At 48.0% G+C, this 22,210-nt stretch carries 29 protein-coding genes and 1 riboswitch; of the genes, 5 read left to right on the forward strand and 24 right to left on the reverse strand.

Annotation, left to right across the window (positions count from 1 at the left end; translation table 11 throughout):
• Nucleotides 1-18: 18 nt before the first annotated feature.
• The 4 genes from BBI11_RS11265 to pcp form a co-directional block, all read right to left on the reverse strand.
• On the reverse strand, nucleotides 19-1,107 hold the full coding sequence (locus tag BBI11_RS11265) for an ABC transporter permease (protein ID WP_068463364.1): 1,089 nt from the start codon (nucleotides 1,105-1,107) through the stop codon (nucleotides 19-21).
• On the reverse strand, nucleotides 1,104-2,363 hold the full coding sequence (locus tag BBI11_RS11270) for an ABC transporter permease (RefSeq protein WP_068463366.1): 1,260 nt from the start codon (nucleotides 2,361-2,363) through the stop codon (nucleotides 1,104-1,106). The genes BBI11_RS11265 and BBI11_RS11270 overlap by 4 nt, the downstream gene beginning before the upstream one ends.
• A 12-nt stretch (nucleotides 2,364-2,375) precedes the next feature.
• Complete coding sequence (locus BBI11_RS11275) at nucleotides 2,376-3,308, reverse strand: ABC transporter ATP-binding protein (RefSeq protein WP_068463368.1); 933 nt, start codon at nucleotides 3,306-3,308, stop codon at nucleotides 2,376-2,378.
• 143 nt (nucleotides 3,309-3,451) lie between these two features.
• Nucleotides 3,452-4,078, reverse strand: a complete 627-nt coding sequence (gene pcp / locus BBI11_RS11280) for a pyroglutamyl-peptidase I (protein ID WP_068463370.1) — start codon at nucleotides 4,076-4,078, stop codon at nucleotides 3,452-3,454.
• 133 nt (nucleotides 4,079-4,211) lie between these two features.
• On the opposite strand from pcp, the gene BBI11_RS11285 reads away from it, so the two are divergent.
• The 5 genes from BBI11_RS11285 to BBI11_RS11305 all read left to right on the forward strand — a co-directional run bounded on the left by BBI11_RS11285 (nucleotide 4,212) and on the right by BBI11_RS11305 (nucleotide 7,832).
• Nucleotides 4,212-4,982, forward strand: a complete 771-nt coding sequence (locus BBI11_RS11285; RefSeq protein ID WP_068463372.1) for an ABC transporter substrate-binding protein — start codon at nucleotides 4,212-4,214, stop codon at nucleotides 4,980-4,982.
• A 31-nt stretch (nucleotides 4,983-5,013) separates the two neighbouring features.
• On the forward strand, nucleotides 5,014-5,673 hold the full coding sequence (locus BBI11_RS11290; protein WP_068463374.1) for an amino acid ABC transporter permease: 660 nt from the start codon (nucleotides 5,014-5,016) through the stop codon (nucleotides 5,671-5,673).
• A complete protein-coding gene (locus BBI11_RS11295; RefSeq protein WP_068463376.1) occupies nucleotides 5,666-6,388 on the forward strand; it encodes an amino acid ABC transporter ATP-binding protein in 723 nt (240 codons plus the stop codon). Before BBI11_RS11290 ends, BBI11_RS11295 begins: the two co-directional genes overlap by 8 nt.
• Nucleotides 6,389-6,510: 122 nt before the next feature.
• The gene (locus BBI11_RS11300) at nucleotides 6,511-7,359 is read left to right on the forward strand and encodes a hypothetical protein (RefSeq protein ID WP_237150265.1); all 849 of its coding nucleotides are present in this window, start codon (nucleotides 6,511-6,513) and stop codon (nucleotides 7,357-7,359) included.
• A 200-nt stretch (nucleotides 7,360-7,559) separates the two neighbouring features.
• A complete protein-coding gene (locus BBI11_RS11305; protein ID WP_083389069.1) occupies nucleotides 7,560-7,832 on the forward strand; it encodes a hypothetical protein in 273 nt (90 codons plus the stop codon).
• A gap of 74 nt (nucleotides 7,833-7,906) precedes the next feature.
• Here BBI11_RS11305 and BBI11_RS11310 read toward each other — a convergent pair whose 3' ends face one another.
• The 20 genes from BBI11_RS11310 to BBI11_RS11405 all read right to left on the reverse strand — a co-directional run bounded on the left by BBI11_RS11310 (nucleotide 7,907) and on the right by BBI11_RS11405 (nucleotide 21,869).
• Entirely contained in the window at nucleotides 7,907-8,914 is a 1,008-nt protein-coding gene (locus BBI11_RS11310) for an LLM class flavin-dependent oxidoreductase (protein ID WP_156889063.1), read from the reverse strand.
• A gap of 111 nt (nucleotides 8,915-9,025) precedes the next feature.
• Nucleotides 9,026-10,219, reverse strand: coding sequence for a chromate efflux transporter (chrA, locus tag BBI11_RS11315; RefSeq protein WP_068463383.1), 1,194 nt, complete (start codon nucleotides 10,217-10,219; stop codon nucleotides 9,026-9,028).
• Nucleotides 10,220-10,236: 17 nt separating this feature from the next.
• Entirely contained in the window at nucleotides 10,237-10,545 is a 309-nt protein-coding gene (locus tag BBI11_RS11320; RefSeq protein ID WP_068463384.1) for a PadR family transcriptional regulator, read from the reverse strand.
• 164 nt (nucleotides 10,546-10,709) lie between these two features.
• A complete protein-coding gene (locus BBI11_RS11325) occupies nucleotides 10,710-11,378 on the reverse strand; it encodes an HAD family hydrolase (protein ID WP_068463386.1) in 669 nt (222 codons plus the stop codon).
• Nucleotides 11,371-11,925 carry a histidine phosphatase family protein gene (locus BBI11_RS11330; protein ID WP_068463388.1) on the reverse strand — a complete coding sequence of 185 codons (555 nt, stop codon included), beginning with the start codon at nucleotides 11,923-11,925 and terminating at the stop codon, nucleotides 11,371-11,373. The genes BBI11_RS11325 and BBI11_RS11330 overlap by 8 nt, the downstream gene beginning before the upstream one ends.
• Before the next feature lie 6 nt (nucleotides 11,926-11,931).
• A complete protein-coding gene (locus tag BBI11_RS11335; RefSeq protein ID WP_068463390.1) occupies nucleotides 11,932-12,138 on the reverse strand; it encodes a hypothetical protein in 207 nt (68 codons plus the stop codon).
• 226 nt (nucleotides 12,139-12,364) lie between these two features.
• Nucleotides 12,365-13,120 carry an amidohydrolase family protein gene (locus BBI11_RS11340; RefSeq protein ID WP_068463392.1) on the reverse strand — a complete coding sequence of 252 codons (756 nt, stop codon included), beginning with the start codon at nucleotides 13,118-13,120 and terminating at the stop codon, nucleotides 12,365-12,367.
• The gene (locus tag BBI11_RS11345; RefSeq protein WP_068463394.1) at nucleotides 13,117-13,602 is read right to left on the reverse strand and encodes an HIT family protein; all 486 of its coding nucleotides are present in this window, start codon (nucleotides 13,600-13,602) and stop codon (nucleotides 13,117-13,119) included. The genes BBI11_RS11340 and BBI11_RS11345 overlap by 4 nt, the downstream gene beginning before the upstream one ends.
• A gap of 38 nt (nucleotides 13,603-13,640) precedes the next feature.
• Entirely contained in the window at nucleotides 13,641-14,177 is a 537-nt protein-coding gene (locus BBI11_RS11350; RefSeq protein ID WP_068463396.1) for an NUDIX hydrolase, read from the reverse strand.
• A 327-nt stretch (nucleotides 14,178-14,504) separates the two neighbouring features.
• Complete coding sequence (locus tag BBI11_RS11355) at nucleotides 14,505-14,783, reverse strand: HesB/IscA family protein (RefSeq protein WP_068463399.1); 279 nt, start codon at nucleotides 14,781-14,783, stop codon at nucleotides 14,505-14,507.
• 49 nt (nucleotides 14,784-14,832) lie between these two features.
• A complete protein-coding gene (locus tag BBI11_RS11360) occupies nucleotides 14,833-15,261 on the reverse strand; it encodes a protein-tyrosine phosphatase family protein (RefSeq protein ID WP_068465745.1) in 429 nt (142 codons plus the stop codon).
• A gap of 39 nt (nucleotides 15,262-15,300) precedes the next feature.
• Entirely contained in the window at nucleotides 15,301-17,070 is a 1,770-nt protein-coding gene (gene arsA, locus BBI11_RS11365) for an arsenical pump-driving ATPase (protein ID WP_068463400.1), read from the reverse strand.
• A 12-nt stretch (nucleotides 17,071-17,082) separates the two neighbouring features.
• Nucleotides 17,083-17,442 (reverse strand): arsenite efflux transporter metallochaperone ArsD, encoded by a 360-nt coding sequence (gene arsD / locus BBI11_RS11370; protein WP_068463402.1) that lies wholly within the window; start codon nucleotides 17,440-17,442, stop codon nucleotides 17,083-17,085.
• A gap of 265 nt (nucleotides 17,443-17,707) precedes the next feature.
• Nucleotides 17,708-18,127 (reverse strand): arsenate reductase (thioredoxin), encoded by a 420-nt coding sequence (gene arsC / locus BBI11_RS11375; protein WP_068463404.1) that lies wholly within the window; start codon nucleotides 18,125-18,127, stop codon nucleotides 17,708-17,710.
• Nucleotides 18,128-18,207: 80 nt separating this feature from the next.
• Nucleotides 18,208-18,552 carry an ArsR/SmtB family transcription factor gene (locus BBI11_RS11380; protein ID WP_416383659.1) on the reverse strand — a complete coding sequence of 115 codons (345 nt, stop codon included), beginning with the start codon at nucleotides 18,550-18,552 and terminating at the stop codon, nucleotides 18,208-18,210.
• Nucleotides 18,553-18,738: 186 nt separating this feature from the next.
• Nucleotides 18,739-19,680, reverse strand: a complete 942-nt coding sequence (locus tag BBI11_RS11385; RefSeq protein WP_068463408.1) for a cation diffusion facilitator family transporter — start codon at nucleotides 19,678-19,680, stop codon at nucleotides 18,739-18,741.
• A gap of 121 nt (nucleotides 19,681-19,801) precedes the next feature.
• Nucleotides 19,802-20,566: an STAS domain-containing protein gene (locus BBI11_RS11390; RefSeq protein ID WP_068463410.1), complete on the reverse strand. Its 765-nt coding sequence runs from the start codon at nucleotides 20,564-20,566 to the stop codon at nucleotides 19,802-19,804.
• Nucleotides 20,544-21,194 carry a cobalamin B12-binding domain-containing protein gene (locus BBI11_RS11395; protein ID WP_068463413.1) on the reverse strand — a complete coding sequence of 217 codons (651 nt, stop codon included), beginning with the start codon at nucleotides 21,192-21,194 and terminating at the stop codon, nucleotides 20,544-20,546. The genes BBI11_RS11390 and BBI11_RS11395 overlap by 23 nt, the downstream gene beginning before the upstream one ends.
• Before the next feature lie 4 nt (nucleotides 21,195-21,198).
• Nucleotides 21,199-21,567 (reverse strand): hypothetical protein, encoded by a 369-nt coding sequence (locus tag BBI11_RS16490; protein WP_068463415.1) that lies wholly within the window; start codon nucleotides 21,565-21,567, stop codon nucleotides 21,199-21,201.
• The gene (locus tag BBI11_RS11405) at nucleotides 21,564-21,869 is read right to left on the reverse strand and encodes an antibiotic biosynthesis monooxygenase family protein (protein WP_068463416.1); all 306 of its coding nucleotides are present in this window, start codon (nucleotides 21,867-21,869) and stop codon (nucleotides 21,564-21,566) included. The genes BBI11_RS16490 and BBI11_RS11405 overlap by 4 nt, the downstream gene beginning before the upstream one ends.
• A gap of 192 nt (nucleotides 21,870-22,061) precedes the next feature.
• A riboswitch (SAM riboswitch) is annotated at nucleotides 22,062-22,162 on the forward strand.
• The last annotated feature ends 48 nt before the right edge of the window (nucleotides 22,163-22,210 follow it).

Raw genomic sequence — 22,210 nt, forward strand, 5'->3', positions numbered from 1 at the left:
CAGTGGCGGTTCTTTTTTTCATGAGATGCTGCGCCATTCCAGTAAGCGGATGCCAATCGCCATGCAAATTCCGCCAAAACCTAGGAGCATTACGAGTGGCATGGCAACCGACGGCAATCCGTTTCCATAAACCGCGACACTCGTTAAAGCTTCGAGACCGTATGTGATGGGCAATACTTTCGATACCGTAAGCAAGACCTCATTGGTCACCAACTCAATCGGCCAGAACGCACCGCCCACCATCGCCATTCCAGTCGCAACGATTGGAATGACGGCACTTAACTGCTGGGGCTTGGAAATAAGCGAGATGATCAATAGCCCCAGCGCTACGATGGCAAAAGTATAGCAAGCCGCAATCACAATCAAAAGCCAGAAACGATCGCCCATCTCAAAATCGAAAGCATACCAGAATAACAGAAAAATAAGGGCGATTTGCGAAAAACCGATTAGAAAACTAAAGCCCAAATGCCCAAAGTACATCTGCCATTTGCGAACCGGCGACATGATCATCCGATTCCAAGTGCCAGTCCGTTTCTCGTCCACAATCCGCACCAGGCTGAACATGATCGTATAGATGACGAAAAACAAAGTCATTCCGAATAATAACTGGAGTTTGTCGCCATCCCCATTCGCTTGAAGTGAGACCGCCGATAATTGCAGCGCTGGGTCTGATAGCGCCGAGTCCATAAGCTCCCGGATTTCCGGCACCTCTTGCGCTGCATTCTCGAGGCGTAATTCCACTGAGTAGACGCGGCGAAGCATTGAGTCCAGCGCTAAGCGTGCAGGATCTTCCCTGCCGACCAACAGGCGGTAATCCGCCTCCATCAACTCGACCGCTTGCGGAACATCACCTTCCGCTACGTAGGAACGTGCTTCAGACGGCTGCATCCACTTAAACGCAAATTGCTTTTCGGCGTTCAAGCGTTCCACCCATTCCAGCGCTTGCTCTTGCTTCAACGATTCAGTATAAACAGGGACGAGAACTGGCTCATCTTCCCCACCCGCAGCTGAAACTGAGACAAAAATAACCGTCAGGCCAAACATCGCCAACACAAGTAGCGGCTGGCGGTAAAATCTTCGCCACTGCAGTAAAAAGACAGCTTTCATGCAGCTCCCCCCTTTCTTGGGAATAGGGCAAGCGCTGCCGCTAAGAACAGTACGCCTACTGCACAGATGCGAGCGAGCGGTCCTGACAATTGGTGAACATCAGGATCCAGCATCCAGGAAAAATAAGCTGACAGCGCTGCCCCGTTCGGTGTCCAGCTGCCGATTGTTCGAATCGACTCAGGCATGCCATCAAGCGGCACAAAACTGCCTCCGACAAATGCCATGAGTGAAATGACGCCGGCAGAGAAAATTGCCGGAACGGCATCGCTTTCAACCCGCAAAGTCAAGGCGACCATAAATGCAGCCAGACAGCCGACCGAAACTGCCAGCACTACCGAAATCAAGGCAATTCCCAGCCAGAAATCCCAAGAGTCTACAGCAAATGTCTGGAACAGCAATGTCGATAATCCAAACAGCAACATCAGCTGTACCGATACGATCGCTGCTGCCGCGATGGCTTTACTGCTTAAATATAATAACGGCGGCCGGTTCGATAGACGGATGCGCTCAAACACCATTTGCCTTTGCTCAAGATTTGCTTGTCTAGCCACGGCCGATCCGACAAATAGTACGAACATGACCGCCATACTGATCGTATAGTATTGAAACGAAGTCATGGATTTTTGTGCAGTAATCGTTTCAATACCACCCGCAACCGCCACCGTCTCAGTATCGCCTGCCAGCCGGGAAATCGATGACTCGAAGTTCACGGTGCGAACAAACTCCTCAAGGACGGAGACAAGGACATCAGATTTTGGTGAAGCCACATCGGCAGCAAGCAATTCCAGCTGCGCCCCGCCACTTGCGCCGAACAGCATATTGTTTAACGCGCTTTGGGTAAATCCATCGGGCACAATGAGGACCGCATCTATCGATTGCGCCTCCAGGTTTTCTTCTGCCTGATCTCGCCCCATTCGTTCGATTCTCACTAAGCCACTAATCTCTTCATTATCCAAAAGCGACGTGAGCATTGTTTGCGGGCGGGCTGATTCGGCTGCCTGCTTGAGCGTTTGTTCAGACTCTTGCGGCAGGCCCATTCCGTCGATGCTGTTTTGTACCATTTCAATTCCCTGTGCTTCATCGTCTTCTACAATAAGCGCTACGTCCATTTCCAACGCTTCCAAATCGCCGGAAAAGATTCCCCGCAACGAAAACCCGAGAATCGCGATCAATAAAAAAGGCATCGCCAGCAATATGATCAATTCGTATCGATCGCGCAATAGCAACATAATGTCCTTAATCAGAAAAGCTCCCATAATGCCCCCTCCTCAATCCCGCAAAGTGCGCCCGGTCAGTCTTAAAAACACATCTTCAAGTGTCGGCGTTTGGACATGGACATTGGTGACTTGCGCCCCGTGCCGCTCGGCCTCATGGAACAACGAGGCAAGCAAGCGCATGCCTTTCGGGATCATCAACTTCAGGCTCCGCTCTTCAATATCCGCATGCTGGACGCCCTCGATTTCGCTGAGCTTCTTGAACAATTCCGGATAACTTTGGTCGAATTCAATCCATACGGTTTCCTGATCCGATAAAATAGCCTTCAGCTCTTCTTTTGTGCCTTCTGCTATGACCTTGCCATGGTCCATGATATACACTCGGTCGCATAACTTCTCCACTTCCTCCATATAATGGCTCGTGTAAAGCACGGTCATGCCCTCTTCGCGGTTCAGCCTGCGAATCGTCTCGAGCAAATGATTGCGCGATTGCGGGTCGATGCCCACGGTCGGTTCGTCCATAATCAGCACTTCCGGTTCGTGCATCATCGCCGCCGCCAAATTAACCCTGCGCTGCATGCCTCCGGAATAATGCTTGACCAGCTCTTTTTTGCGGTCTGCCAAGCCGACAAGATCCAGCACATAGCCAATCCGCTGTTCGAGCTTTTTGCCCGACAAACCATACAGGCGGCCAAAAAACTTCAAGTTCTCATAAGCGCTCAACTCTTCATATAAGGCAATTTTCTGCGGAACTACGCCAAGCACACGACGCATGTCTCCTGGATCTTTTAATACGCTTTTGCCATGTAGCCTGACATCTCCTGAACTTGGTTTCAACAAAGTCGAAATCATGGCGATGGCAGTTGACTTCCCCGCGCCATTCGGTCCAAGAAGGCCAACCGATTCGCCTTTTCTAAGCTCCAGGCTTACATCATCCACTGCTAGGGTATCTTTAAATTTTTTGGTCAGCTTGTCCGTTTCAAGCATAAGGCACCTCCCTAAACTATTCTTTATCCCTATCCTACTGGAATTCAACCGAAGTTCCATCAGAAATTCCAAGAAAATTCACGCTTTATGCGATAAATAATGAAAAATCAAAAAGGCAGAGCTATGATGCCCTGCCTTTTGCCTTATGCTTTGTTTTCACGCCCGTCTTGCCCCATCGTTTCCAGACAAATGCGCACGCCCCTTGCTAAGTCTTCGTGGGACCAGCTCGGTAGCTTCCCGTGCTCGATCGCCAGCTGGTGGTCTGCTGGGATGTGGATAAAGCCTGACAGCATGTCCGGCTTGTTCATTGCTGCATAATGCAGCCCTTCGTACATGATGTTATTGCATAGATATGCACCCGCTGTATTGGAGATTTCTGCCGGAAGTCCTGCCTCTATGAGCGCTTGCGTCATCTCTCGCACCGGCAAAGTCGACAAATAAGCATCCGGTCCTGCTGTTGAAATCGGTTCATCGACCGGTTGGTAGCCTTCATTATCCTGATCGCCATCTTTGACGTTCAATGCGACCCGCTCCGGTGTTATTTTATAGCGTCCAGCCGCAAGTCCTAACGAAACAACTGCATCCGGCTCTAATGCTTCGATCCACTCCAGTATGCGCTGCCCTGACCGGTTGAAATCGACTGGCAAGATCCGGCTGATGATCCGGTATCCCCCTATTTCCTCTCCGTCTAGCCGTTCTACGACTCTCATTGTCGGGTTGATGGTGTAATCCAAAAACGGTTCAAATCCCGTCAAAAGCAAAGTTTTCATTTCTTCACACTCCCATTTCCTGAATTATTAGAATTAATAATTATTCATAAATACGCATAAAAAATCTTTTATTCACCCTGATAACGTGTTAAGATTCATTTTATCGAATAAACATACACAGGAGGAACTTATAATGAAAAAATTATTATTACTTGCAGGCGGTGCTTCCGCATTGCTATTGGCAGCTTGCGGCCAAGAAGATACAGCAACTGGAACTACGGAACAAAAAGAGGTATTGGAAATGGGCACGTCCGCTGAGTTCGCACCATTTGAATCGCGCAACCCACAAGGCGACATCGTTGGTTTTGATATCGACCTTGCCAATTATATCGCAGATGAGCTTGGCGTTGAACTGAAAATCACCGACATGAAATTCGACGGTTTGATCGGTGCTTTGCAAAATGACCGCGTCGATCTCGTCTTGGCTGGCATGTCTGCGACGGATGCCCGTAAAGAAAATGTCGATTTCTCCACGGAATACAACCATTCAGGCGAAATGTTCGTTTCGGCAAAAGACTCAGGACTTGAAACACTGGAAGACTTGGAAGGATTGACGGTCGGCGTTCAGCTCGGCACGATTCAAGAAGAAGGCGCGAAAGGCATTATTGAAGAAGAAGACATCGATTTCGAATTAAAGGCACTCGACGATTCTGGGGCTTTAGTTCAGGAAATTCTTTCCGGCCGTATCGACGCCGCTTATATGGATAAGCAAGTGGCACTTGGCTATATCGAAGCGCAAGGATTGGACGCTTTTGATGACCCGACCACTGCTTCACCGGGTATGGCCGTAGCCTTCCCGAAAGACAGCGATTTAGTCGATGAGGTCAACACCGTGCTCGCTGAAATGGAAGAAAGCGGCAAGTTGGATGAACTGAAAGACAAATGGCTCACAGACGAGCAGTAAAATTCGCCACTAGAAAAGAGTTGGAACTGTTATGAATCTTGATTTTTCGCAAATTATTCCATATATTCCCTTCATGCTTGAAGGCATTTGGGTCACTTTAAAATTCGTCTTTTTCGCGATCATTCTCGGCTCCCTTTTGGGGACTGGGCTGGCATTATTCAAAATTGGTTCAGCCAAGCCGTTAAAATGGTTCGCGGACGCCTATACATCGATTTTCCGGGGGACGCCGCTGATCTTGCAGCTGATGATCATTTATTATTCGATCCCTCAATTGACCGGCTATGATATCTCGCCGTTTCTATCCGCCATTCTGGCATTCGGCTTGAACTCATCCGCTTATATTTCTGAAATCATCCGCGCCGGCATCCAAGCGGTCGATAAAGGCCAACTAGAAGCGGCACAGGCTCTCGGCGTTCCGTACGGCGCGATGATGAAGGACATCATCCTGCCACAAGCCCTTAAGAACATCTTGCCTGCCTTGATGAATGAATTTATCACTTTAACGAAAGAATCCGCCATCGTTTCGACCATCGGCTATTTGGACTTGATGCGTCGTGCCCAAGTGGTCGGAGCAGACTTGTTCCGCAATTTTGAGCCGCTATTATTTGTCGGTGTGATTTACTGGTGTCTCGTTATGGGCTTGACAGTCATCGGGCGCATGATTGAAAGGAGATTGAAGCTTAGTGATTGACGTACAAGCTTTATCGAAAAAGTTCGGGGACAACCTCGTATTGAGCGATATTACAACTAGTATTCAAAAAGGCGAAGTCGTCGCAATCATCGGCCCATCCGGTTCCGGTAAATCGACATTCCTGCGCTGCCTCAACTTACTCGAGACACCCAGCTCGGGAAACATTGAAGTCAACGGCAAGAACTTGACCGCCTCCAAAAAAGACATCCATAAAATCCGCCAGCAAATCGGTATGGTGTTCCAACATTTTCATCTATTTCCGCATATGACTGTACAGGATAATTTGATGTATGCGCCGATGAAAGCGAAAGGCGTCAAAAAACACGAAGCCGAAGAAAAGGCACGGCAATTGCTGGAGCGTGTCGGCTTAGGGCAAAAAGCCAAAGCCTACCCGAATAGCTTGTCCGGCGGCCAGAAACAACGCGTCGCCATTGCCCGTGCACTGGCGATGGAACCCGAACTGATGCTATTTGATGAACCTACTTCAGCACTTGACCCGGAAATGGTCAAAGAAGTGCTCGAAGTGATGAAGGATCTTGCGAAATCCGGCATGACGATGGTCGTCGTTACTCACGAAATGGGCTTCGCCCGCGAAGTCGCCGACCGCGTATTGTTTTTAGATCACGGCGTTCTTGTCGAAGAAGGCGAACCCGAAAGCTTTTTCCAGCAACCGAAAAGTGACCGGGCGCGTGACTTCCTGGATAAAGTACTTTGACGAAAACGTTCATGCGATGCTCAAAACTCCCACCTTCTTTCGGCCTGTCCCCGTGCTATAATCGGGAGTGCAGGAAATAGCCGAAATTTGAGGTGGGAATTTTGTTCAGAAAGATTATCATATTGACCCTTACATTATTTTTCATGGCGCTGATCATCTTTACAGCAGTCATGTTCTTGAAAAATGAAGAAACGCTTTATACCTATGAAGATGTCACGTTAAGTATCGACAAGCCAACCTTCATCACACTCGGTGACGCACAAGAGAAAACAGATGGAAATGTCACAACCAATACTTACCCATTGACTTTCCTTAGTCTATCTATCGGCTCGTTAGCTATTATCGAAGAAACCCTGCCAAACGGGGATGTTCTGTTGTTCGATAAAGCTAAAAACACCAGCTGGATGCCGTTTACGTTTTCGCTGAACCGCGGCAGCTTAGAGGATGCTGCGATTCAGCGCTGGAACGAAGACCCGATGCTGCAGCGAGAGGAAGAAATTTACGGCACCGACGCGACGCGCAACCCATATGGGGTAATCCGAAGTGCAGATACCGAAACGCTGCAAGGCAATGTTTACGTATCCCGCGACCTGCCTCTTGGAAACGGGGAACGCGTACAGGAATTGCGTCATGAGATTTACGATTTCCCTGTTGAAGAAGGCGAGATGACAAAGAGCTTATGGCTTCCGCCAAAGCATCAAAGCGAAAGCTGGATGCTCATTTCTACTGAGGACTTATTCGACTCGCCCGAGACCGAAAGCGAGTGGTTTGAATTTGCCAATGACAACCGCCGAGCTCAGTTCAATTGGCTTACAGCCGATGGACCGCGCCAGAAAATGGAACTGACAAATGATTTGCGAACCGAGCTCGCCTATACGATTCCGGAACAGCCGGATTCGGTTTATCCCGAATGGTTCGAAAAAACTTCTTCTCGCTTTTTTGAATCGATGGAGCAATATTTAAACGAATAAGCCACCCCCCCTCGCCTGAAAATGGCTGAGGGGGTTTTATCTCCTATTGTCACAACGCTATACAAATAAGCCTGTCCTCCATTTAACACCCTAATTCTTAAAGCCAAATAAATACCAAAAAGACAGAATATTTTGTATAATAAGAAGTGAATATAACACATCTGTCATTCTTGCGATTTTAACAGAAGGAGGATACCATCATGGAACGGAAATGGGTAGAACGGAAAGAAGTTGAATCGCGGCTCGACGAAGAGTTCAATGCAATTTTGAACATGATTGGCGAAGGCGGCCCAGATTACGCAAGAACTGACGAAGATAGCGAACCGAAGGAATTGAAGGATTGGCTAGCTGAAGAATTCGATTCAATCTTGAACATGATCGGCGAAGGCGGCCCGGATTATCCAAGAAATGATGAGGATATCGAAATGCAAATCATGAAGCATGATGAAGCCAAATCCAAAGACCTTCACTGACCCCACTCATCATCCAGGGTCTATTGAAAAAGCATCAGCCAAAGGGGAAGTTTCCCCTCAAGCTGATGCTTTTTTTATTCCATCATATCTGAAAGCAATGAATAGGAACGCAGCCGGTCTTCCTGGTGGAAGATCGGGGAACTGACAATCACTTCATTGGCACGGGTTTTTTCGATAAAAGCAGCAAGCTTCTCGCGAACAACTTCCGGTGTGCCAACGATCATCGATTCGGATTTGAGTTTATCGCGGAACATGACAATTTCACGCGGCGTCCAGACCGACCCAAGATCCTCGATCGGCGGTTGGAAGGTTGTCGGTTCGCCTTTCATCAACGCAAACATTTGCTGTTGCGAAGAGGTGGCGAGCCATTCCGCCCGTTCTTGCGTATCGGCGACAATAAGAGAAACACCGACCATCGCATAAGGGCTGTCAAGAGACGCAGACGGCTTAAAGTTCTGATGGTACAATTGCAACGCCTGCATCGTGAAATCCGGTGCGAAATGGCTGGCGAAAGAAAACGGCAAGCCTTTTTGTGCGGCAAGCTGTGCACTGAAGCCACTTGATCCGAGCAGCCATAGCGGGATATCCATGCCTGTTCCCGGATACGCCTTGACCCGTCCGACTGGCTTATCGGAGAAATAATTCTCCAATTCCATTACTTGTTGCGGAAACTCATCTCCTGAGCTGTTAAGCGTACGGCGCAAAGCGTAAGCCGTCGCCTGATCGCTTCCTGGCGCACGGCCAAGCCCTAAGTCGATGCGATCCGGATACAATGACGCAAGTGTCCCGAATTGCTCTGCAATGACGAGCGGCGCATGGTTCGGCAGCATGACGCCACCTGAGCCGACACGGATCGACTCGGTCTTGCCGGCGATATGCCCAATCAATACGGACGTCGCTGAACTGCCGATGCCCGGCATATTATGGTGTTCCGCCAACCAGTAGCGGTTAAAGCCTAGTTTTTCCACGTGCTGCGCAAGTTCTACGCTATTGGCAAATGATTCCGTTGCATTGCTGCCTTCATTGACTGGCGCCAAATCGAGCACAGCTAGAGGAATCTGTTGAAATGTTTTTTGTGTCATATTGATTAGCACTCCTTTACCTCACCTATTGTAACGCTTCAGTTTCAGAAGGCGTACGAAAATGCTCACGCAGACAGAAAAAAACCGCCATCCTATGACAGCGGTTTTCCTTTAGATCCATGCGATTAATGTTCCACCGAGCGCGCCGCACAAAACGATGATCCAAGGCGGAAGTTTCCAGTAGACGAGCAAGCTGAAAAGAATGGCCGCCAATGCAAAATCGGCTGGCTGTGTGATTGAGCTCGTCCAGATAGGTGTGTAAAACGCTGAAATCAAAATGCCGAGCACTGCCGCATTGACTCCCATAATAGCGCCTTTGACTTTTTGGTTCGTCCGCAGCGCATCCCAAAACGGCAATACTCCGACGATCAATAGAAACGCAGGCAAAAAGATGGCCGCTGTCGCGAATAATCCTCCAGTCCAACCGTTCATTACGGTCCCAAGATACGCAGCAAACGTAAACAAGGGACCTGGAACGGCTTGTGTCGCCCCGTACCCGGCAAGAAAGGCTTCTTCCGTTAACCAGCCGGTCGGCACAAATTCTCGTTCTAGAAGCGGCAAGACGACATGCCCTCCTCCAAACACTAAGGAGCCGGCACGGTAGAAACTGTCGAACATCGCCACCCAGTAAGAACCGGTCACTTCACGCAAAATCGGCAGCGAGATAAGAAAGGCAAAGAACAACATCAGGCTCAATGCCCCTATTTTTTTCGTGACGGGAAATTTTATGCGGCCTTCTGTCGTTTCGGCACTGTTTTTATAAAGCATATAGCCGATCAACGCCGCTATTAAAATGACCCCGATCTGCGATAACGATGAGGGCCACAACAAGGTACCGATCAACGCCAATAGCGCCAGCGCCTTGCGCTTGAGGTCCGGCGCCAAATTTTTCGCCATCCCCAAAATGGCGTGGGCGACAACCGCCACTGCGACAATTTTCAATCCCTTGATCCAGCCCGCATCCGAGACATCAAAACTTTGTAAAAGCAACGCGAACAAGATGAGCGCGATCACAGAAGGCAACGTAAAACCGATAAAAGAAACGATTCCCCCGATAAGCCCTCCGCGCATGACCCCGATTCCGATTCCGACTTGGCTGCTGGCGGGACCCGGTAAAAACTGGGCAAGCGCCACTAAATCGGCATAGCTTTTTTCATCCATCCATTTTCTTCTGCGGACATATTCGTTATGAAAATAACCTAAATGTGCAATGGGCCCGCCGAATGAAGTCAGTCCGAGACGTGTCGAGACGAACAAAATTTCCAATAAGAGTTTCAGTCTACTTTCTTTTTGTGGTTGAGCCATAATTCTCTCCTATCCCGTTAATCTTTGATTTCCTTGAACAATTCATACGCTTTCTCTTGCGCATCCTTTAGCACATAACTTCCCTTTTCGGTAATGCTGTAATATTTGCGAATATGGCCTTCTACTTTTCGCTCTTCTCGCAGCAACAAGCCATCTGATTCCATGCCGTGAAGAATCGGATATAAGGTGCCAGGACCGATGGAATAGCCATGTTCGCGCAGCTCCTCAAGCATCCACGTCCCGTAGATGGGGCTTTGTTTCGCATGATGCAGCACATGAATGTGAATAAAACCGAGAAATAACTTCCGCAGCACTTTGTCTTCCATGGACATGCTCCTTTATAAATTTGCTGATTACGAAATCTGATATCGATTTTCGATATCATTACTTTACACGACGAAAAAAACACATTCAACGAAATAAGCGATTCTTTACAAACCTTTAATATACCTGCCAGTTCCCACCAAAAAACCGGCCCTCTGTGGACCGGCTACGCATTTAATATCTCGATGATACGGTTCAATTCGTCCAATTCTTCAATTTGAGCATTGGCTAATGGTGCTTTGTCCAACGTGCTTGAAGGCTTCCATACGCCAAACATTCCAACAGCTTGTGCCGCGTCAATATCATTCACGGGATGATCCCCGACGAATATGCTTTCCGCTGCTTCCACACTCAATCGTCCTAGTGCCCTGTAGAAAATTTCCGGGTCCGGCTTTCTTAGGTTTTCACTTTCAGAGATCAATATCACATCCATATGATGTGCGATACCTAAGGCGTCGATATTGCCCATTTGAAACGGATGTTTGCCGTTTGAAATGATGCCCAGTTTCAAGTCTTGTGCCTTTAAACTCTCCAGCATGCTCTCGAGCCCATCGAACGGGACACAGTGAAAGCGAAAATTGGCGACATAATCTTCCAGTAGAAATTCCATGGCCACCCGTTCAATTTGAAACTCTTGGATCAATTGCGCATAGACTTTATCTTTCCAGACATAGCCCCTCTGGTCCAATTCGATAAACCGTTCCTTATAGAGCGCTTTTGGAATATGCCCCAATGACGGCCGTAAGCGCTCATATTGTTCAGCGATGAAAGAGGCGACTGACGCATCTCTATTGAGTAAGGTCCCATCCAAATCAAAGAGCACCGCTTTAATCATTGATAGAGCCTTCCCACAAAGCTTTGCAGCTCGTTCTGCCGGGTTCAGTCATTAACACGAACACATCCGGATTGCTCAACCCGCGCCACCCTTCAAAACCGAAGCCATCGATATAACGCGACAATAACAACGCCATAATATTGCCGTGAGTTACGATGGCAGTTCGTTCGCAATCACCGTTTTCCAGCTCTCGTACTACTTGATAAATTCGTTCTAGTGCTTGCCGGCTCGACTCTCCGCCTTCTAGAGCGAGCTCGTGATCATCGAATGTGCTTTTCAATTGTTCGAACCAATCCGGGAGATTTCCAGAACTCAGTACCCGTTCTTTCAAGCGTTCGTCAGTTTCCACTTCTACAGCCAAAGCCTCAGCTAATACCTCGATCGATTGAACAGCCCGTGAATAAGGGCTTGAGACAATCCGTTCAATTCCGGCGTCACTCAAAAATCCACCCAGCCTTACTGCTTGTTCTCTTCCCTTTTCTGTCAACTGCGCATCCGGTTCCTGGCCGCTTGCGGCACAATGCCGGATGATGTATATCGTCGCCACTACCTATCACTCCGTTTCCGGTCCCCAGCCAAGCAGCTCCGCTATGATTTCCGCACTGCCAGGCGAGAACATGAACAATGAAAACCCAATGCACGCTGCGCCGCCTACTAACAATCCGATTTTCACACCGGCTGAAAACCCTCTTTTTGGCAAGATCCCTGCAAATAATAAACAAATTCCAATGAATAACAACAGCATATACCAGAAGCCCATGCGCCCACCCCTTTTTCCTTATTACTCTTTGGACGCCTGCTAGATGGAAAGGTTCGGGTATTATCTTCGGGGATTCACCTGTTTTCTCACTTATTCTATAGTCGTAAAATCACACGCTATAAATTTTTCAGCAGCGCATATTGCTAAGACAACTTTGATCTAATTCGCTGCTACCGTTCAAGTTTACTTTTAGCGACTCACCTCAGCTACTTGGCTCCAATAAAAATTATTCAATTCCATACCACGCTAACGCATTGCGATAGAGAACTTTTTCTGCTTCTTGTTCTCCTAACGCTTCTTGGATCATTGTTACATCACTTGCCTGAAATGCCCTTTTGGCGCGGGTTGATGGCAAATCGGTTCCGAATAGCAGCGCTTCGGGGTTGAGCTTATAAATAGTCTTGATCGCTTCAGACGGATCGAGATCAACTCGCCCAAACCCAGTGGCTTTTACCTTCACGCCTTCGTCTACTAGCTTTAAGAGTTCAGGAAAGCCTCGCTTCGATAATCCGAGATGATCGATTGAAACTGCAGGCAACTGGCTGATGGTTTGTTTCAGTTCCCCTAAATCTTGCGAATCGACGTACAACTCAGCGTGCCATCCGGCGAGTTCGTGGATGCGTCTGGCAAAACGGTCAAGTTGAGCAATCGTTTCAGAACCACCGCGCGCTACATTAAAGCGTACGGCACGTACACCTTTGTCGTGTAACCGAAGGATTTCTTCATCAAGCGTATCCGCCGGCAATTGCGTCACCCCAGCAAACCGGCTGCCTAGTGTGTCGAGTGCATCCAATAAATACGATTGGTCAAACCCCTGAAAGGAGCCCGAGACGATGGCGCCGCCGGTTACTTCGAAGTTTTCCACTGACTGGGCATAATCCGCAGCGGTGAAGGCAGGCGGCAAATAGCCTTGATTTGGGGTTACTGGAAATCGCGGGTCGATAATATGTAAATGGGCATCGAAGATTTTTACTTTCTTCATCGTTTCAGTTCTTCCGTCAATGCCGCAATCGCTTGCCTCACATTCCTTACATTCGCTTCATCATTCATCTCGTTTCGCGCATGCAAAAGCACCGGCCTTACCGACTCGACAGAACGCCCAAACTCGTACATCCAGTCATAGCGCGGCACCATCCATGTATGGAAATGATGCGTGGTGTCTTCATTATAGAAATAATAGACCGACTCGATGCCAAGGACATCGCGCTGTGCTTTTCGGATTTCTGACAAGATCGTGATGTAATCGAGCCGTTCCGCTTCCGTCAATTCGTCCAGACTTTTCAAGTGGCGCTTTGATGCAAGAATGATCAACCCAGGAATGGGATAAGCCACATCCTGATGGGCATGAAAATACTCTGTCTCTACAACGACTCCGCCTTCTGGTTCGATCAAGCCGTTTACGAGTGCGCAGCTCAAACATTCCACTTCGACAGTCTCTCCGTTTGCCATGGTGATGGTTCTCATTTCAATCGCCCTCCTCGGTTGTTTTTATTCAATATTTTTTATGACCGGAACGACCCGTCCCACGCATAAGTCGAAAAAGAAGCCAGCTTCTCAAAATAGAATTCCATGCGCTGATATACCGAAGGAACGATCAACCGCTCCCGATTCATTTGCTGGAACTCGATCCAGTTGACCAACTGTGCTGCATGCACTTCACCGGCCTGCAGCTGCAGAGCGTCCATGTCGATGCGCTCTTTGCATCTCCAGACATAGCTATCCAGAAAATAATTCCCGCCTTTCGTTTGCCCTAAAAAGCGCAGCTCTTCGGGCCTTGCGAGCAAGCCGGTTTCTTCTTCCAACTCACGCAGCGCCCCCGTCAAGCTGCTTTCTCCCGCAATGACAGAACCGCCTGTCGTTTCCCATAGCATCGGAAGCGGTTTTACTGGATCTCTTTGCGTCATGAAAATGCGGCCGTCTGCATTGAGTGTAATGACTTCGACGACAATGTGAAATTCGCCCGGCTGCATTTTATTGCCTCTTATGTGTTTTTTCCCGAGCGGATTGCGCTCACTATCGTATAATTCCCAAACTTCCATTCCCACTTGCTCCTATCCCGAATTCGTTAGTTTTGATGCGTTTTTCTACGCTAATTAGCCCTGTATATACTTTAAAGAATATTCCCATTAATTAACAGACTTTTTTCTCATTTCCATAATTAATTTTCACATAAAATACCTCCCTCTGAACGAATACCGAATAGGGGCATATCTATATGAAGATATTAGTTTACCGAACAGAAGCTCTTGGCAAACTTTATTCAAACTTCGGGACTCAGTCTAATAAGAAATACTCTTCTTAAAGCACATTACAAAGGTCAGCGGAGCCAATAAAAAAAGAGCTCACGGATGAGCTCTTTTTTCTATTTAACAGCCAGTCGGCGCGCCGATCATGACCAGTCCGCCCTGCTCGCCTTGCGTGTCGAAATCCAACGCGAGTTCATCTGCCATTTGTTTTGCATCCGGTGCGACCGCAACGCGAATGCCGTTCACATCGATCAGTTCATCCGTTTGTTCCGGTGCATCGAGCGATAAGCCGATTTGCGGCCCGCAGCAGCCAGCGACTGCATACAAGCGCAAGTTTTCCATTTGTTGCTCTTCTAGAATGGACTGGATATAGTTTTTTGCTTCGTCAGTGATTGTCATAAAAATCCATCTCCCCTGCTCGTTTATTCATACTTTACTCTATCACGAGTTAAGCATTCGGAAAAAGACGCTGCAGTGATTCTTTTAATTCCGGTTTGACACTGATGATTGGTCTTATGTTCTTCGCCATCTGTTCGGCTTCTTCTACAGTTTTTGCTTCGCCTAATGCGAGCAAGGTACCGATTGCGACGGTGCCAGCGCGATTACTGCCGCCTGCGCAATGGAAAAAGACTTTCTTGCCTTCCTCGTATGCAGTGACGACTCCGTCTACTGCCTCTTGTATCGACTCATCTTGTTGTTCTTTGGAATCGTCGACAATCGGTGCATGTACGCGTGTATAGCTTTCATCGCTGTCCCCCGCTTCTGCGCGCAAATCAAAGACAAGGTCAATGCCTTCATTCTCCACTGCTGTTTTCGCATCTGCTGCGCCGCCGATGAAAATGCGGCCTTGCACTAATTCTTGGTATGCTTCACTCATCGTTTGCCCCATCCCTTCCATACTGTGATGTCTCCGTTATCATGAAATGAATTCTTTCAATTGGTCATAGCCAATTTTCTCTTCTTCTAACCAAGGAATGATGGCGCATTTCTCGGCCAATTCCCCTTCTACTTTGTGAATCCACTTTTTCTCAGAAATCGCGCGGCCCTTCAGCACGGCATCCGCCGTATCGGTTGCGTAAAGGCTTTGGTTGATAACCCACCATTTCGCCTCAATGCCCGCGCGCTTCAAGTCCTGTTCGAGTCTCGATGCCTCTAATACCGGCGTCGCTTCCGCCAACGTGACAATGACAACACCTGTTTCCTTTGGATTGCGTAGGCGTGGCAATAGCTTTTTGACACTGTCTGGCACATCCCCGGTCGAACGGCTCATTTCCTTATGATAGGCTTCTGTCGAATCAAGCAGCAATAAAGTATGCCCGGTCGGCGCGGTATCGATAACGACGATTTCTTCTTCGGACTTCTCCACCACCTTGGCAAAAGCTTGGAACAAGGCAATTTCTTCGGTGCACGGCGATTCCAGGTCTTCTTTCAAATAAGCGAGTTCTTCTTCAGTCATCCCGCTTCCCGCTTGTTCGATGACGTTTTCTTTATAACGCGCCACTTCGACTTCTGGATTGATGCTGCTGATGGATAAATTATCGCGCAAGTCGCTTATTCCAAAAGTATATGCTAAATGCGCGGCAGGATCGGTTGTCGTCAAGTGGACTTTATGGCCTTTCTCGGATAAGCCGACTGCGATGGCCGATGCGACAGAAGTTTTGCCGACGCCGCCTTTGCCCATCGTGAAAATGACGCGCGTATTGTGTTCAGAAAAATCATCGATGACGCCGTTTAGCCCCGGCAAGTCGAGCGGCTCTCCTGTTTCTTCCGCTTCAGAAGAATGAATCGCGTACGAACTGAATAGATGGCGCAAGTTCTCAACGCCCGTGAGTGAATAAGAAACATATGGCAAGGAATAAGCCATCACTTGCTTCAAGGCTTCAGGTGTCTGTTCAATCGCCGCACGTTGCCGCTCATAAAATGCCACCGAGACTGCGTCTTCCGGCTGATGACTTTGAAGCAGGCCATTGACGATGAGTAATTGATTCTTGATGCCGATTTCTTTTAATTCGAACGAAGCCCGGTCCGCCTCGAGCAAGGAGGAGTTGTCCGGGCGCGCCACCAAGACCAAGGTCGTTTTGTCTCCGTCGGATAGCGAATCCACCGCTTTTTTGTACAACGCCTTTTTGCCTTCCAACCCAGCAAGCGGGCCTAGGCATGATGCGCCGTGCGTGCTATCTTCCAAAAAGCCGCTCCACGCCGTCGGCAATTGCAACAGGCGCAGCGTATGGCCGGTCGGTGCCGTATCGAACAGCACATGGTCATATTGCGCTAAAATCTCTTCATCTGCCAGCAAATGCGAAAACTCATCGAATGCGGCGATTTCTACAGTGCAGGCTCCAGACAATTGCTCTTCCATCGTTGCGAGCACCGCCTCTGGCAATTTGCCGCGGTAAGGGCCGACGACACTTTCTTTATAAGCTTTGGCCGCTTGTTCTGGGTCGATATTGCAGGCGGACAAATTTGCCACAGACGGAATGGATTTCGGATCGTTCGTCAGTTCCACTTCCAGCACGTCTTGCAAATTGGACGCCGGGTCCGTGCTGACGAGCAAAACTTTCTTGCCTTGGTCAGCTAAAGCGACAGCTGTTGCACACGCAGTCGAAGTTTTTCCGACACCACCTTTACCGGTGAAAAACAGAAACGGAGTGACGGCCATTTGATTCGGATTGAACAATGAATACATAGGAACGCTCCTTTAGTTGTTGATGTTCAGTGACACGCGCACGCGCGGCTTTTCCTGTAATTCGGACGGTGTGGCCTCGAACCACTCTGCCAATTCTTCTGTGGTCGGGTATTCGGCAATCTTTACGACTTCTCCGTTGAGCAGCACAACCGGCAACGCGTCCGGCCCTTTTTCGACCAATACTTGATTGACCTTCTTGTTTTCCACAAAAGCTCCAGGATCATCCGTCAAATTATGGCGTGAAATGGCAAAGCCTTTTTTCTCGAGTGAATACACAGCCGACGCAATGCGCGTCAGTTCCGGGTCCACAGTTGGTCCACAAACACCCGTCGAACAGCACATCGCCGGATCGAAAATTTCTACCTTTTTCATATTCAGCTCTCCTTCAACCTGTGTAGTTTGGTTCTATCAAATAACACTAACGGAATTGCACATATGCTTACTCTATTCAAAACTTCGAACAGCTAGGTTTGAAAAATTTAACATTCTAATATTGGAGATGAAGCGGAAGGCCTTGACTCCTGGGGGACCCCGGGCAGCCGATATCGCGACATCCTGTCGCATCGCCTGCATGACCCACATCCTGTGGCCCTAAAGCAAGGCCTGGAGCGCAATCTTCCCCCTCCCTAAACTTCACTTACTCACCAGTTGCAGCAAAATGGCGGATGCGCACTTCGATGTCATCGCGTACCGATTGGAACACTTTCCATTTCTCTTCTTCCGTACCTTGCGCTTTCGCTGGATCCGTAAAGCCCCAGTGATCGCGTTTTACATGAGGCGGCGTCATCGGGCATTTATCTGCTGCATCGCCGCACAGCGTTACGACGAAATCGGCATTGTTCAGAATGTCCGTATCGATGACATCGGAAGTTTGCTGTGAGATGTCGATGTCCACTTCATTCATCGCCTTTACCGCGTTCGGGTTCAAGCCATGCGCTTCGATTCCGGCACTCAATACTTGCCAGTCATCGCCCAGAATTTCTTTCCCCCAGCCTTCCGCCATCTGGCTTCGGCATGAATTGCCTGTGCATAAAAAGTACAATGTTTTTTTCGTCATATGAATTAGCTCCCTTTTTCTATGAATGGTATTTGTTCTAACTATATTTATTTATTATAATACCTTTTCTTTATCGAAAATTATTCGCAACGAATGCGCAGCCCTTGCTTCTCCAATTTCTCGATGCGCTCGTCCTGACTCGGTATGAACGTCAAGATTTGCATAAGCATGTCATACAATTCGCTGTCTGAGTTCAATGAATAAAAAATCCATTGACCCTGTCTTCTTTCCTTCACCAATCCGAGATCTCTCAATTTACGCAAGTGCTGGCTGATCGCCGACTGGCTGATATTAAAGATTTCAACGAATTCACAAACGCAGCAATCATTTTTTTCGAGTAATTTGACCATCGATAACCGCGTCTTATCCCCTACTAGCTTTAACAGCATGCTCGCTTTGTCGATTGCTATTTCTTGCGATGTCATCTTCATCGGATAACTCCCTCCGCTTCGTCGCATATCTAAATATATTCCCTTAATTCCAAATACAGCATATCAGCATATACTTATATATTCAAGAGGATATTGGATAGACAATGTATTTCAAATCGGTATCAAGACAAACGAAAAAGGCATGGAAATATCCCGTGCCTTTTCAATCGTTTTGCATATCTAATGGTGATGACCAACCGTCTCGTGATGTTCCTGACCTTGGCAGCGAATCGAGTCATCGTGTGGATGGTCTTCTGTTTCGAGCTGAACGGTAACATGTCCGATGTGCAGCCTTTCCATCGCCTCTTCAATTTCCCTCAGCACCTGTTGGCTATCCTTGAACGAAATTTCCTTTTGAATAACTACATGGCCAGACATGGCATTTTTTCCGCTCGTAATGCTCCATACATGCAAGTCGTGTATGCTTTTTACCTTAGGAAGCGCTTCGATCGTTTGTGCTACTTGCTCCAAATCGACATTCTTCGGCGTGCCTTCCATCAAGACATGGACCGCATCTTTTGTTACGCGCCACCCGCTAATGAGTACAAGTATAGCGACAATGACGCTTGCCAATGGATCCGCCCATGCCCATCCAAAGAAGATGATTAACAGAGCAGCGGCAATTGCGCCGACCGACCCGAGCAAATCGCTCAAGACATGCAAAAAAGCGGCACGCAAGTTCAAATTATCTTTCGTGTCACCTCCGCGCATTAACAACCAGGCGACGAGTATGTTAACTAGCAAGCCGATGACGGCAATAGCGAGCATACCCGAAGTCGCAATGTCTTGTGGCTCGGAAAACCGGTGATACGCTTCATAGAAAATATAAATAGAAATCAAGACCAGCGTGACGCCATTGAAGACTGCGGCTAAGATTTCAAAGCGTTTATAGCCATAGGTCTTCATTTGATCAGCCGCTTTTTCGCCGATGGAAAAGGCCAAATAGCCAACGCCGAGTGAAATAGAGTCGCTGAGCATGTGGCCGGCATCGGCAAGCAAGGCCAGGCTGTTTGTTAAGTATCCCCCGACTGCTTCTACCACCATATAAATAGTGACAATTGTGAAGGCAATCAATAAGGTTTTCTTGTTCTGATTATGAGAATGGTTGTGTGATTCTGCCATATTCACAGCCTCCTATCCAAAAACCTCTCTGTTTATTTATTCCCCCAATTTCCGAAAAATATTCGAGCCTTCAAAAATCACTACATTTCCCACATATAAAAAACCGGCTCAGATGGCCGGTTTATGATTGATTTGAGGAAGCCTCGCTTAGCACAGCCTCCAATGATGCCGCAAAGCGTAAGTTCAGCTCGCTTTTCAATACGTGCAATTTTTGGGCATGCTCCGGTTTCACACCGGTAATGACAGCATCGATTCCCATGACCCGCAAAGTTTTTACAAGGGACTCTAGGTAGCTGGCGCCTTCTTGCGTCACCGTTCCCATTGCAGTTAAATCGACAATAACAATCTCAGCATCAAATTCATATATGCGGTTGACGATATGAGGGCGGATTGCTTCAACTTTTTGACTGTTTAAATTGCCGAATAACGGAATGAGCACGTAGCCGTTACCGATGGCAATACACGGGGCAGAAAGTTCACGGACTTTTCCCAACAACGCATCCGAACGTTCTTTTTCTTTCAGTAATTCATAATCCGTTTCTTTCAAGCGGCTGCGTAACCGAACCAATTGCGCAGTAATAGCAGCCATTTGACCATCTTTCGGCACCAGCACCAGATTTAGCGAAAAATCGCTGTTCCAGCGATGATACACGTCCGCCAAGAAAAAGCCAGCCGCTGTGATGAAGTTCAATTCGATCGGTTTACGAGTGGCTTGGGTGTTAAGCATTCGCTGTGCTTTTTCCCGGCTGCCTTCATCGAGCAACTCCAGAAATTCTACTGATTTTCCGAAAAGCTGTTCCGCTTCAAAGGAATAATCAATCACCTCGAAGCTATTGTTCAGTTGAAAAGCCGGAAGCGGCCATTCAGCCAGTGGAGAGCGTGCCATCGTTCGACCCCTTTCCTGTGCGGATCCATTCCCGGAGCGCTCCGAGTTCACGAACGATCACGGCACCTTTCACCTGCAGGTCGGCAAAGCTCGACAAAGTAACGGCTCTGCCGCCGATCAAAATGGCAGGCTTGGGGACTACTTGTGAAAATGCTTCCGCGTAAGTTTTTAAAACCGGCAAACGATGTGCCAAAGCACCAGATACAGCCACAACATCCGGCTTCCAGTCTTCAGCTAATTGAAGTGCTGAATCGAGCGGTAAATTCGGCCCCATATAGCGCACCTCATATCCTTCTTCGCGGAACATCGCCGCGACCATCTTGAGTCCGATATAATGTTCTTCGCCTTCTGGGCCGAAAATCATCGCTTTTTGTCGTCCCTCTTTATTTTTATTGCGCAGTTCCGTAGCAGACAAGACAAAATCACACACGGCGGTTGCCAAATGCTCTTCTGCTACCGAAATTTCATTTTGTTCCCATAATTCGCCGATGCGGTACATCGCCGGCGTTAACAGCTCCCCATAAAGCTGTTCATGCGAATGGTTTTCCAGAAAATCCTGGACGTATTTCAAAGCTTCCTCTTCCTGCCCTTGCAAAAAAAGATCCGAAAGCTGTGTTGAGTCGTTCATGTGATCAGCTCCTTTTATGTTGAGGGAGCTCCAATAACCGGACTGCGCGATCGAGGCAGTCCAGCATGAAATCTCCTTGCATCGTTTCTGTATAGCGCGGAACAATTTCGATGAGCCGCTTAAAATTATCAATGATGAGTGCCGTTTCGACATTGCGGCTGACGAGCACCGTCTCGAGCCAGATGGCATAGTCTAGAAAGGATTGTTCGCTTTGCAGCTCCCACGCGGTTTCAAGGCAATCCAAGTGATGATGATTGTCTTTGACGGTATGTTCATATCCCTTATCGCCAAAACGCTCCCATAAATTCGGGTACGCTTCATATATACCGTCTGCTGTGTCGGTTGCGATTTGCTGTTTTTGCTCCTGGTTCATTCGGCCACCACCTCGTATTGGTGGACTTTCGGGACGATGCCCGCAAGCTCCTGATCCGGATAGTTCTTCTCCAAATCGTGGATTTCCTTGAACTCCTGACTCTTGACCCAGTTCATATATGCCTGTTTCGTTTGCCATTCCAGATGAACAGTCAATTCATGACGTTTCTTTGTGTTTTGGATCAACCGAAACGATGTGAAACCGTCCGCTTGATCTACACGGCGTGAACGTTTTTGATAAATTTCGATGACGTCTTGCACTTTGTCTTCCGGTACAATGACCGTTGATGTGACGATGTACATAATTCAGGACCCCCTTGCAACTAGCTTTGTATAAGCTGGGTATGATAAAAGTATACCTCAGCATACCATTTCAACTTCCGGAATAACAGCGAGCGCCATTTATCCGGAATAGTTTTTTCAATATTCTGCTTGTATTTCCTAACAAATTGCCGTATGATGAACAACATTAACCAACGACAACTACATAAATGATTCTTATCTAGAGAGATGGAGGGATTTGGCCCTTTGAAGTCTCAGCAACCGGACATAGTCACGGTGCTAATTCCAATAGGCACAAGCCTAAAAGATGAGGAGATGGCATACATGACAGGGGCTTTCTTCTTGATTAAGAGAAGAAAGCC

The organism is Planococcus maritimus (assembly GCF_001687625.2).
Taxonomy (GTDB): Bacteria; Bacillota; Bacilli; order Bacillales_A; family Planococcaceae; genus Planococcus; species Planococcus maritimus.